The organism is Phormidium sp. CCY1219, assembly GCF_035615515.1.
GTDB lineage: Bacteria > Cyanobacteriota > Cyanobacteriia > Cyanobacteriales > Laspinemataceae > CCY1219.
The window spans coordinates 1-11,376 of sequence record NZ_JAJENT010000697.1 but is presented as its reverse complement, the minus strand read 5'-3'; the positions used below and the strand labels follow the sequence as shown (position 1 = coordinate 11,376).

Genomic DNA, 11,376 nt, shown 5'->3' with positions numbered 1-11,376 from the left:
ATTAAATCGAGCTTTTGATATAAAAAAGCCACCTTTGTTGCCGGAAGGCATCGCCGAGATTGGCCGAGATTGACCAGAAAGCGGAGGCTTAGGGGGGAGGAACGCATTCCCAGCATGGGCTGGGAATTAGTTCGCTTTTAGCTGGCGGGGCGCTTGACTTCAGAAAGAACTCTCTCCATTTGCGAGAGATCCACTGCACCGGAGAAGACTTGCCCGTTCATAATAAAGAAGGGGGTGCCGGAAATCCCGAGACGGCGAGCGAGTTCCAAATCTTCTTGAATGGCGGTTTCGGCGGCGGGACTGGTGCGATCGCGGTTAAACTGTTCCAGGTCTAAATTCAAGTCTTCAGCGATCGCCAGATACAACGCTTCCCCAAGCTTATCTTGCTGCTGGAAGAGGGCGTCGTAATAGTCCCAGAATTGCCCTTGTTGCTGAGCGGCCCATGCGGCTTTAGCGGCGGGTAATGCTTCCGGATGAATCTGAGTCAGGGGCAAATGCTTGTACGCCAACGTCACCTCATCCTGATGTTTTTGCATAAATTGTTTTACCGTGTCGTGCGCCCGGGCACAAAACGGACATTGAAAGTCGGAGAATTCTAGCAGAACGATTTGCTTATCCGCAGCACCCTTGGTAGGAGAATCCCCGATCGCCGTGGATGGATTTTCTACCATTTGGGTTAAAAAATTCTGCTGGGCTTGGGCCATTTCCTCTTGTCTTTGCTGCTGGTACGCCTGTACCGACTCCACGATCGCTTGTGGGTTCTCCCGGATAATTTGCAACACTTGTTCTTCCAGTTGGGGATTGGCCACCGTTCCCTCGGTATTGGTACAGCCGACCAATCCGAGACCAAACAGGATAACGCTAACAAAAGCTATAAAAACTAAACGAAATCGGGGCATGGATAACCTCTTGAATTTACACAATTGGCAGTTACGACATCCGAGGGGCGGTTTGATGAAGCGATCGCGAACGGTGCAATCTGCCAAATAAAGAATTTTTTCGCTTCATCCTTGCATTTCTCGATGTTGTGCGGATTTACGATAACAAACAATCGAGAAACCATGAGTGACCGCATGATTCGGCTTTGGATCTGTTCCTGGACTCGAACCCAGTTTATCTGTCCATTCGCTCAATTTATTTTAGCAGCACTGGGCTAGCACAGATGCGAAGATTCTCGTTCGGAGGGTTTATCCTGCAAGCAGAGGTTTGATTGCAGGATAGACCCTCCCCGCTGGGGGACGCCGGAAGAAGTGGGGGATTGACTCTTGTTTCTGTTGGTTCGATTCCACTGCATTATCGCCAATTTGAAATCCTCAATTCACCCTAACTTTTTAGCCGATTATTTTTTCTAAAAAAACATCCATTTTCAGGCGGTATTATTTATTTGGGTCATTTAACTGGTAATTCTGGATTTGGATAATGTTTGGGTTTAGTCAATTCCCAATTAATTTATCTAAACTGATGGATTTTTGCAGATACATGAAACAATCGTCCGACCATGCATTGCAATATTTGCCTTTATTTCATATGAAATTTATTGGAATTTTGTAGGTTATGAATTGTCAAAATTTTATCGAGGAAACCGACTCAAACAAGAGAATATGCTAAGAGTTGTGGCAGAATTGGGATAGAAAGGATCTGGAACAGAGGTAACAGCGTTAGCAGATCGGGACTAAGTGCTTGCGGAAAAATTAACTCAAATGAACAGTTTCCCAACTTTTACCCAAACCTTGATGAGTCGCAGGATTGCGAGAGCAGGAGAGTCCGTGGAGAAAGGGAATGCGCCCCTGAAAGTCGGGGTGCTGCATTCCCTGACCGGCACCATGTCCATCAGCGAGGTATCGGTCAAAGATGCCACCTTGCTAGCTATCGAGGAAATCAATGCAGCCGGTGGGGTATTAGGGCGTCCGCTGGAAGCGGCGATCGAGGATGGGGCGAGCGATTTACAAATTTTTGCCCAGAAGGCGAAAAAACTACTTTTAGAAGATAAGGTAGAAGTGATTTTTGGCTGCTGGACCAGTGCCTCGCGCAAGGCGGTGCTACCGATACTGGAGGAATTGAATGGATTGCTCTTTTACCCCCTGCAGTATGAAGGACTCGAACAGTCGCCGAATATTTTTTATTTGGGAGCAGCGCCCAATCAACAGATTATTCCGGCAGTAGAGTATTTGCTTTCCCAAGGGAAGCGAAATATTTATTTACTCGGTTCGGATTATATTTTTCCGCGTACTGCGAATCAGATTATCAAGGCGCAATTAGTAGCGCAGGGGGGGGAATTAGCGGGGGAGGAATACATTCCCCTGGGGTCGAGAAAAGTCAGCGCGGCGATCGCCCATATCGAAGCCGTGCAACCGGATGCCATCCTCAATACCCTCAACGGCGACAGCAATATCGCCTTTTTCCAAGAATTTCGCGAAGCCGGTTTTACCCCAGAAAAATTGCCCGTGATGTCCGCGAGCGTTGCCGAGGAAGAAATCGCCACCATCGGGTCAGAGAACGTGGCCGGTCATTGGGTGGTGTGGAACTATTTCCAAACCGTGGATACGCCGCAAAACCATCAATTTGTCAGCGCCTATAAAGCGAAATACGGCGAAAATCGGGTAACAGATGACCCCATAGAAGCGGGCTATATGGCGGTTTATTTGTGGAAAGAAGCAGTAGAAAAAGCTGGTTGTACGGATATAAAAAAAGTGAAAGCGGCGGCGAAAAGACTGGAGTTTTTCGCACCGGAAGGAGTGGTAAAAGTCGATGGGAAAACCCAACATTTGTGGAAAACCGTGCGAATCGGCCAGGTTCAATCCGATGGGGCGATCGCCGAAATTTGGAATTCTGGCGAACCGATTGCACCGGATCCGTTTCTGAAAAACTATCCCTGGGCGGCGGGATTGTCTCCCCAGGGGTTCCGCCGGGGAATCCGCACCTCATTAATCTCCCTGTTTAGCCTGTTGGTGGCAATCTCCTGGATAGCGGTGGGGGTGGGATGGTTCAGCGCGATCGCCGTGCAACAGAATATGAGGGCGTTAGTGGAGACCCTGGGCGAAACCCCTCTGCCCCGGGAGCAAATCCTCCAGTGGAGTGAAACGGCGATCGCGGTGGCGACGCGCACTCAATCTTGGTCGATCGCCCTGTTGCTGCTAAGTCTGTTGTCGGTCCCGATCGCCTGGGTGGGCATTACCCGCATCGCCCGGGCATTGGATGGACTCACCCACACCGCCCAATTGCTTGCCAGTGGGGATTTAACTGCGCGATCGCCCCTTACTTCCGCCGATGAAATTGGCGTCTTGTCTTCCACCCTCAACACGATGGGGCAGCAAGTCAGTTGCTTGCTCAAAGGATTGGACGTGCGAAGAGAACAACTCGAACAACGCTCTCGCGAATTAGAAGCGGCGGTGTCTGCGGCGGAAGCGGCAAACCGCGCCAAAAGTACCTTTCTCGCCAACATGAGTCACGAACTTCGCACCCCCCTGAATGCCATTATCGGCTATAGCGAACTGCTGCAAGAAGAGGCAGAAGATCTCCTCGAAAACGAAGCCTTTACCGACGACCTGCAAAATATCAATCGCGCCGGAAAGCACCTCCTCTCCCTGATTGGCGATATTCTCGATATTTCTAAAATTGAAGCGGGCCGCATGGACCTGTGCCTGGAACCCTTTGACGTTCCCACATTAGTTGAAGATGTGGTCAAAACCATCGAACCGCTGGTGGAAAAAAATGACAATCATTTAATTGTGAAATGTCCGCCGGATATTGGTACGATGGAAGCAGATCTGACGAAGGTAAGGCAGGCACTCTTAAACTTGCTCAGTAATGCGGCTAAGTTTAGCGATCGCGGTCAAGTCACTTTAGAAGTCACCCGCTACTCACCTTCGCCTCCCAATTCTGTCGGGACTATTTTTTCTGATGTGAAAGCCAACTTGCCTCTGTGTATGGAAAATTGTTTGGAATGTAACGATAATCAAGTGCTGTGCTACCTTGGGCTTTCCAATTCACCCTTGGATTGGATTGTATTTCGCGTCACCGATACCGGAATTGGCATGAGTTTTGAACAAATTGACAAACTGTTTGCGGCATTCGTGCAGGCCGATACTTCCACCACGCGCAAGTATGGCGGCACCGGTTTGGGGTTGGCCATCAGTCAGAAATTTTGTCAAATGATGGGCGGCGAAATTACCGTGGAAAGTGAACTGGGGCGCGGTTCGACCTTTACAATTCGCCTGCCGATGACGGTACGGGAAGAAAAACAAACGCCGAATCTGTAATTATGTAAAATTTCGGCTTTCAGGGATGCATTCTGATGACGCTCTGGTGCTGAAGCGTAGCACCTGAAAATCAAGCAATCGCGAAGGATAAAAAAGTGATGGGGAATCCAAAGAAATGGGAGTGCGTCCAAACCCTGAAAGGACATTCAGACCGGATTGCTACGGTGGCGATCGCCCCGGATGGTAGCCGTCTGGCCAGTGGCAGTTGGGACGAAACGATTGCCCTGTGGAATCTCTCTTCTGGAGAAAAAATTACCAGCTTTTGCGGACATCAAGGGTCGGTTTTGTCCGTGGGATTTACGCCGGATGGTCGGCAATTAATGAGTGGCAGTGCTGATAAGAAACTTTGTTTATGGGATGTGGCGAAGGGCAAGAAAATTCGCCAGTTTGGACGGTGGTTTTCCGGTCATTCTCTCTCGATTTTGGCGATCGCGATGAGTGCGGATGGCGGTTTTTTTGCCAGTTGTAGCGGCGATGGTACGGTTAAGTTATGGGATATTTCCACGGGGAAAAATATCCGCACCTTTGAGCCAAATTCCTCGGAGGTGGGGGAGGTGCAATCGGTGGCGATCGCCCCAAATGGCACGATTTTAGCCGGCGGTCGGGTGGATGGCACGATTCAGTTGTGGAATATTCGCCTCGGGCGGGAAATCAGCACCCTCACCGGCCATTCCGGCGGGGTGAATTCGGTGAGGTTTAGTCCCGATGGTTCTCGGTTGGCCAGTGGCAGTTGGGATAGTACGATAAAACTGTGGGATGTGGCGCACAATCGGGAAATTTGTACGTTTTCCGGTCACTCGGAGGCGGTGAATGCGGTGGCGTTTAGTCCCGATGGGCGGACGATCGCCAGTGGGAGTTCGGATAACAGGGTGAAACTCTGGAATCTGGCCACCGGTGAGGAAATCATCGCCCTCCTCGGTCATTCCGATGCGGTTCGATCTGTGGCGATCGCACCGGATAACCGTCGAATTGTCTCCGGAAGTTGGGACCATACGATTAAAATTTGGCAGGATGCTTCCCCATGCATCCCCGTTTCACTCGATGGCTAATTACCACAAAATTTGACCTTTGTCAAGCCTTTTCCGGAAATTTTGTGGAAATCCTCTGCAAACGGTAGGCGGTTTTTTATCATAAACCAGGCCATTTGTCAATCCTTTAAAACAATGCGTAAATTGCACTAAGGGCCGAACTGTCCCCTGCTTGTCCCCCGGGCGGGGAAGCTTAACGGGTTGCCGGGTTGAAATCTGAAAGGGCGCTTCGTTCGGTCGTTCCCAGGCAAAGCCCAGGAACGAGATAACAAGAACCAAGCCGGAAAACACTAAATTTAATCCAGGTACCCCATCAACTTTTCGCTATCATCAATCTGATTAGAAGCGATCGGGCGGTTGCCCATCAAGGTGTCATAAATTACGAGATTGCTAGTGGAGATGGGACGGGTTCCCGATACGCTGAGGCTATTGACCAAGGTAATGGTACTCGATCCGATCGGGCGCACTCCAGAAGCAGAGAGGGTATCGGTGACTTCAAAATCGCTGACCCCTACCGGGCGATTACCAGATAAGTGAATCGTTTCGGAGAATTTGAGGGGGCTGGTGCCGATCGGACGGTTATTTGGGAGGCGATGGGTGCTATGGAGCTGAATCTCTCCTTTTTTTTGTGGCTTTTTGTCTTGAATAGAGGAATCAGTCACTTTGGTCTCCTGGTTGCTCTGAGAATTTGGGTCGGTTTCACTGCGATCGGTTGCAGTTTCGTTTTCGTTAATCGTGGCATTATCGCTCATAAATCTTTCCCAATTTGCGTTCGAGCGAAGGAAAATGCGGGCACGTTCCTCGCTGCTTTAGGTCGCGCGATGGTTAAAAGGGTTTTGACTTACGTATTATTATAAAGGGACATGGATCGCTGAGCGCATATCCCCCCGGATTGCTTGATGTAAATTTTTGTGAATAAGCCGGTGGTGGGCTGATGATTGCGATCGAAAAAAATCGGGGCGATCGCCCCGATTTTTCTATGCTAGAGAACGCTTACCGACGAGAGCTAAGCCACTTCGCCGCTGCGATTCCGAGAATGCCGGCCACTACAGGATTACTCAAGAACTTGACAATCCAGGGTTTATCCGCTAGTACATCGCGGAAAATATCCGGGTGAGAGTGATAGGCGAAGGATGCCAATTTCGCCACATCGTCGGCGTTCATTTTGCTGGCGTGATGTGTGGAAAGCACCAGTCGGCTTTCTAAATCGCGATCGCTGAGTCCTATGTGCTTAAAATGCTTGAGAAATTCTCGCGCTACGTCATCTCGTTCGTTGGGTTTAATCTGTTCGATCGCCTTTCTCAGTTCCGGTTCCATCTGCGCCGGTGGAATGCGATCGTGCTGTAGGGAATCGCTGAATAACCGATGACGCTCTTCGCGGGTGGAACGGTTGGCAAAATCGTCAAACGATTGGTATTTCGCCTCTACCGGTTGCTCTTCTGGCAGTTTCTCCACACTCCCGCGCGAGAGATCCTGCATGATTTCTCGTTTATATTCTTCACTTGTAGCCATTTTATTTTTTCTCCGTTTTATTGCTGCTCTATCGGAGGCGATTCGGTCAATTCCGGGCTGTTTAAACCCTTGCTTTTTTTAACCTTTTGCCTCAAGCAATTTAGGCTGCTTTATAATTGATTCGATTGGACTGCACGTCATATTCGGCAGTCATAATGAGTTGTTTGTCCGGCGCGTACATCAACACTTTTAAGTCGCGATCGGGAAAATTTTTATGAAACCCTTGGGCTAAAGAACGGGCTAAATCTTTCACTTCGTTGGGACGCACTTGCGGCGTAATAACTACTCCCAATTTGTTGTTATCCCGCACGTAGGCATCTTGCACTAAACCTTTCGCCGTGGTCACTACCCAATTGCCAAAACTTTGACCGGATTGGGTATTTCCCCGCTCCAATTGCGAGTAACTGCGGGTATTCGTCAGGGTGGGGGTGATGGCATTCGGCTTTTGCGCCTGGGGCGTTCCACCACCGCAAGCAGTCAGCACCGCGATCGCGCCCACTAATAGGAATGCCGTTAGCGCTTTCCGAATTCGCTGGAATCCAGGCATTATTATTTTCTCCAAATTGCTAATGAATCGAACCACCAGATTTCCTCTTCGCTCTGGCGAGACAATCGAGAAGGTCTGGGTCAACCTTCCGGTTCCCAGACCCTCTCAAATCAAATGATTAATTAGGCGCGATCGATATGCTCTTTTGCCTTATCTTTGATATCTTCTTTCGCATGTTGAGCTTGAGCTTCGGTCTGCTTCATTTTTCCTTCTGATTTTTGTTGGGGATCGCCCGTAACGTCGCCCATCATTTCTTTGGTTTTACCTTCAATATTTTTAGCAGTGGCATTAACTCTTTCTTCGGTACCCATAAATTTTTTCTCCTTTTGTTTTGCTATGGTTTCTTTAACCTTCTCCTACCTTAACGAGTTTTTACCGGGGATCGCATCTACCGGAAGAGTGATTAAAGAGTTGGTCATTGGTCATTGGTCATTAGTCATTTGTGGTTGGTCATTGGTCATTTGTTTTGGTAGGGTTGCCAGACGAATGATACTCGATAATTGATGGCTCATCACCAATCACCTATTCCCAATGACTTATGTCCAATTATTTATACGCAATGACTTATGTCTAATGACGTATCAATAATAGTGAAGGAGAAACGATTCACCGCCAACAACCAATGACCAATGACCAGTGACCAGTGACCAATGACCAATGACCAATAACCAATAACCAATGACCAATGACCAATGAAAACAGAGAGGAACCCCGGCAGTTCCCCTCTGTATTGCTTAGAAGCCGTTAGACTTCTTTGTATTCTTTTTCTTTAATCTTTTCTTTCTTGTCTTCCATTTCTTCTTTCAAGTTTTCTGCCGCATGTTCCGTGGCAGCTTCAGCTTGTTTGGCTTTACCTTCTATCTTTTGTTCCGGATCGCCAGTCACTTCCGCCATCATTTCTTCGGCTTTTCCTTCCAGATTCTTAGCGGTTGCGCGAAATTTATTCTCAACACTCATGTGATATCCTCCAGTGTTGTGACTGCGTGCTTTTAAAATTTGGGTAAACTTTAAAATAGCGTTATTTTTATAGTAGCGCGGGATCGAGCTACATGCCTCTATCTAAAGGTATATTCATGCGCCAGAGGCGTCTACATTTTTATATAGGGGGTTGAAGTGGGTAAAGCCTAGGCAATTGTACCGCATCGAGTCGCCGAGTGTAGGTGGAAGTGGGGATTGAGCGGAGGATAATTCATCGTTTCCAGAGTGGACAGAGGCGGTGAATTCTTGCCGCTGAAAGTTCGCTCTAAAATAGAGAAGAGAATCCACCGCAGATCTGACAATGGTGCAATTTAGTCTGGAAGCTCCGTTTAAACCCAGTGGCGATCAACCGCAAGCGATCGCCCAACTTGTCGCCGGTACTCGGGAAGGGAAACAGTATCAAACCCTTCTCGGGGCCACGGGAACCGGCAAAACCTACACGATCGCCGCGACGATCGAGAAACTGGGCCGACCCACCCTAGTGCTCGCCCATAACAAAACCCTCGCCGCGCAACTGTGTAACGAATTGCGGCAATTTTTTCCCAATAACGCAGTCGAATACTTTATTAGTTATTACGACTACTACCAACCGGAAGCCTACATCGCCGTCACCGACACCTACATCGAAAAAAGCGCCTCGATTAACGATGAAATCGATATGTTGCGCCATTCGGCGACGCGATCGCTATTTGAACGGCGCGATGCGATCGTGGTTGCCTCAATTAGTTGCATTTACGGATTGGGGATGCCGGCAGAATATCTCAACGCCGCGATTCCCTTGCAAGTGGGTGCGGAAATCGACCAACGTCAGCTCTTGCGAGACCTGGCCTCGATTCAGTACAATCGCAACGACACCAACCTGACCCGGGGCAACTTCCGGGTGAAAGGGGATGTGGTGGAAATCGGGCCGGCTTATGAAGATCGGATTATCCGCGTGGAGTTTTTCGGCGATGAAATCGAAGCGATCCGCTACGTGGATCCGGTCAGCGGGGGCACCCTGCAGAGTGCAGATACCCTGAGCATTTATCCCGCCCGTCACTTCGTCACCCCAGGCGATCGCTTAGAATCTGCCTGTGAAGCGATCGAACTCGAACTCGAAGCGCGTCTGGAAGAATTGGAAAAAGCCGGCAAATTAGTAGAAGCGCAACGGTTGGAACAGCGCACCCGCTACGACTTGGAATTGCTGCGCGAAGTCGGTTACTGCAATGGGGTGGAAAACTATTCCCGCCACCTCGCCGGACGCCAAGCGGGAGAACCGCCGGAATGTTTGATCGATTATTTTCCCCCCGATTGGCTGCTGGTGGTGGATGAATCTCACGTAACCGTCCCGCAAATTCGCGGCATGTATAACGGCGACCAGTCCCGCAAGCGAGTGCTGATCGAACATGGATTTCGCCTTCCTTCCGCCGCAGATAACCGTCCCCTGAAAGCCGAAGAATTTTGGGCGAAAGTGAATCAATGTATGTTCGTCTCTGCAACCCCGGGAGACTGGGAAATCGAGCAATCCGGGGGAGAAATTGTGGAACAAATCGTGCGACCCACCGGGGTGCTGGATCCGGAAATCTTCGTGCGACCCACCGAGGGACAAGTGGACGATTTGTTAGGGGAAATCAAACAGCGGGTGGCGCGCCAAGAACGAGTGCTGGTCACGACCCTGACCAAGCGGATGGCGGAGGATCTGACCGAGTATTTGCAAGAACGAGAGATTCGCGTGCGTTACCTGCATTCGGATATTAATTCGATCGAGCGGATCGAGATTCTTCAGGATTTGCGCGAGGGACAGTTTGATGTGTTGATTGGGGTGAATTTGTTGCGCGAAGGATTGGATTTGCCAGAGGTGTCTCTGGTGGCAATTCTGGATGCGGATAAGGAAGGATTTTTGCGAACCGAGCGATCGCTGGTGCAAACTATCGGTCGCGCCGCCCGTCACATTTGCGGTCAGGCGATTATGTATGCGGATAATCTGACCGAAAGCATGGCAAAAGCGATCGCCGAAACCGAACGTCGTCGCGCCATTCAACTGGAATACAACGAAAAACACGGCATCACCCCGACGGCGATCGTGAAAAAATCAAGCAATGCAATTTTGGCATTTTTGGATGTGTCTCGCCGCTTGAATGCAGTGGTGGAAGGGGCGGCGCTGGATAAATTCGCGATCGCGGAGGATTTACCTTTGGAGGAAATTCCGCAGTTAATCGCTCAGTTAGAAGCGCAGATGAAAGATGCGGCGAAGAAGCTGGAATTTGAAGAAGCCGCCCAGTTGCGCGATCGCATCAAACAACTGCGCGATAAAATGGTCGGTCGGGGCTAAATTATCCGGTTGGGCATCAGTAGTCCGGTGGGCATGCCTACCACTCAAGCTGAACCCTAGCTCACTTGAAGATTAAACCTCTGAGCCAGCGGATTTTTTAGACCGCCGACTTAGCAATCGAAACGGAGAACAAAACCGATGAATAAATCAACAGAACGCGAGCAACTGAACGAAACGCTCACCGCGATCGCCTCCAAACATGGTTTGAAAGTAGTGGCTGAAGAATTGCGCGATTATGCCGTTCGCAGTCGCAATCAAATTGGACTGCCCGAAGCCCTAGAAACCTGCTGGGAAAACACGGCGCGAAACCTCGAAAACATCATCGAGGACTGGGAAAAAGCGGAAGAAGAAACCAAACCGTAATCTCAAGAGGGCTATGTGCCCTCTTCCACCCGATCGGTGGCTAGAATCGGGTAAAAAATGAGGCAAGGAGAAAACCGCGATGAATGCTATTGAGTTAACTATTCCCCATCTAACCCCCGAAGGATTTGAGAAACTCTGTCAAGCCAATCGGGACTTAAAACTGGAACGAAATGCGTCTGGAGAAGTGATAATTATGCCACCGACAACCCCCTGGACGGGACATCAAAATTTTGGATTGCTCGGTCAGTTATGGGCGTGGATTGAAACAACCGGATTGGGAAAAGGGTTTGACTCCTCCACGGGTTTTACGTTACCCAATGGTGCGGTGCGATCGCCCGATGTCAGTTGGGTAAGTAACGAGCGCTGGGAGGGGTTAAA

Annotated in this window: 11 protein-coding genes; 5 read left to right on the top strand and 6 right to left on the bottom strand. The window is 49.6% G+C overall.

Features of this window, described 5'->3' with window-relative positions:
- Positions 1–137: 137 nt before the first annotated feature.
- Entirely contained in the window at positions 138–899 is a 762-nt protein-coding gene (locus LKK83_RS20390) for a DsbA family protein (protein ID WP_324633156.1), read from the bottom strand.
- 801 nt (positions 900–1,700) lie between these two features.
- On the opposite strand from LKK83_RS20390, the gene urtA reads away from it, so the two are divergent.
- Both urtA and LKK83_RS20380 read left to right on the top strand, forming a co-directional pair.
- Positions 1,701–4,259 (top strand): urea ABC transporter substrate-binding protein, encoded by a 2,559-nt coding sequence (urtA, locus tag LKK83_RS20385; protein WP_324633155.1) that lies wholly within the window; start codon positions 1,701–1,703, stop codon positions 4,257–4,259.
- Between the two features lie 98 nt (positions 4,260–4,357).
- On the top strand, positions 4,358–5,308 hold the full coding sequence (locus tag LKK83_RS20380; RefSeq protein WP_324633154.1) for a WD40 repeat domain-containing protein: 951 nt from the start codon (positions 4,358–4,360) through the stop codon (positions 5,306–5,308).
- Positions 5,309–5,583: 275 nt separating this feature from the next.
- On the opposite strand, the gene LKK83_RS20375 is transcribed toward LKK83_RS20380, so the two are convergent.
- The 5 genes from LKK83_RS20375 to LKK83_RS20355 form a co-directional block, all read right to left on the bottom strand.
- Complete coding sequence (locus LKK83_RS20375) at positions 5,584–6,039, bottom strand: hypothetical protein (RefSeq protein ID WP_324633153.1); 456 nt, start codon at positions 6,037–6,039, stop codon at positions 5,584–5,586.
- A 241-nt stretch (positions 6,040–6,280) separates the two neighbouring features.
- A complete protein-coding gene (locus tag LKK83_RS20370; RefSeq protein WP_324633152.1) occupies positions 6,281–6,799 on the bottom strand; it encodes a hypothetical protein in 519 nt (172 codons plus the stop codon).
- 100 nt (positions 6,800–6,899) lie between these two features.
- On the bottom strand, positions 6,900–7,346 hold the full coding sequence (locus LKK83_RS20365; protein ID WP_324633151.1) for a hypothetical protein: 447 nt from the start codon (positions 7,344–7,346) through the stop codon (positions 6,900–6,902).
- 122 nt (positions 7,347–7,468) lie between these two features.
- Positions 7,469–7,657, bottom strand: a complete 189-nt coding sequence (locus LKK83_RS20360) for a CsbD family protein (protein WP_324633150.1) — start codon at positions 7,655–7,657, stop codon at positions 7,469–7,471.
- A gap of 433 nt (positions 7,658–8,090) precedes the next feature.
- Entirely contained in the window at positions 8,091–8,303 is a 213-nt protein-coding gene (locus LKK83_RS20355) for a CsbD family protein (RefSeq protein ID WP_324633149.1), read from the bottom strand.
- Between the two features lie 322 nt (positions 8,304–8,625).
- Between LKK83_RS20355 and uvrB the strand changes: the two genes are divergently transcribed.
- The 3 genes from uvrB to LKK83_RS20340 form a co-directional block, all read left to right on the top strand.
- Entirely contained in the window at positions 8,626–10,635 is a 2,010-nt protein-coding gene (gene uvrB / locus LKK83_RS20350) for an excinuclease ABC subunit UvrB (RefSeq protein ID WP_324633147.1), read from the top strand.
- 138 nt (positions 10,636–10,773) lie between these two features.
- On the top strand, positions 10,774–10,998 hold the full coding sequence (locus tag LKK83_RS20345) for a hypothetical protein (protein ID WP_324633146.1): 225 nt from the start codon (positions 10,774–10,776) through the stop codon (positions 10,996–10,998).
- A 79-nt stretch (positions 10,999–11,077) separates the two neighbouring features.
- A partial coding sequence (locus tag LKK83_RS20340) for a Uma2 family endonuclease (protein ID WP_324633145.1) occupies positions 11,078–11,376 on the top strand: 299 nt, incomplete at its 3' end.

What these genes read in the sequence shown, in the direction of transcription:
- LKK83_RS20390 (WP_324633156.1), bottom strand. Translation starts at nt 899, where the DNA reads ATGCCCCGATTTCGTTTAGTTTTTATAGCTTTTGTTAGCGTTATCCTG.
- urtA (WP_324633155.1), top strand. Translation starts at nt 1,701, where the DNA reads ATGAACAGTTTCCCAACTTTTACCCAAACCTTGATGAGTCGCAGGATT.
- LKK83_RS20380 (WP_324633154.1), top strand. Translation starts at nt 4,358, where the DNA reads ATGGGGAATCCAAAGAAATGGGAGTGCGTCCAAACCCTGAAAGGACAT.
- LKK83_RS20375 (WP_324633153.1), bottom strand. Translation starts at nt 6,039, where the DNA reads ATGAGCGATAATGCCACGATTAACGAAAACGAAACTGCAACCGATCGC.
- LKK83_RS20370 (WP_324633152.1), bottom strand. Translation starts at nt 6,799, where the DNA reads ATGGCTACAAGTGAAGAATATAAACGAGAAATCATGCAGGATCTCTCG.
- LKK83_RS20365 (WP_324633151.1), bottom strand. Translation starts at nt 7,346, where the DNA reads ATGCCTGGATTCCAGCGAATTCGGAAAGCGCTAACGGCATTCCTATTA.
- LKK83_RS20360 (WP_324633150.1), bottom strand. Translation starts at nt 7,657, where the DNA reads ATGGGTACCGAAGAAAGAGTTAATGCCACTGCTAAAAATATTGAAGGT.
- LKK83_RS20355 (WP_324633149.1), bottom strand. Translation starts at nt 8,303, where the DNA reads ATGAGTGTTGAGAATAAATTTCGCGCAACCGCTAAGAATCTGGAAGGA.
- uvrB (WP_324633147.1), top strand. Translation starts at nt 8,626, where the DNA reads ATGGTGCAATTTAGTCTGGAAGCTCCGTTTAAACCCAGTGGCGATCAA.
- LKK83_RS20345 (WP_324633146.1), top strand. Translation starts at nt 10,774, where the DNA reads ATGAATAAATCAACAGAACGCGAGCAACTGAACGAAACGCTCACCGCG.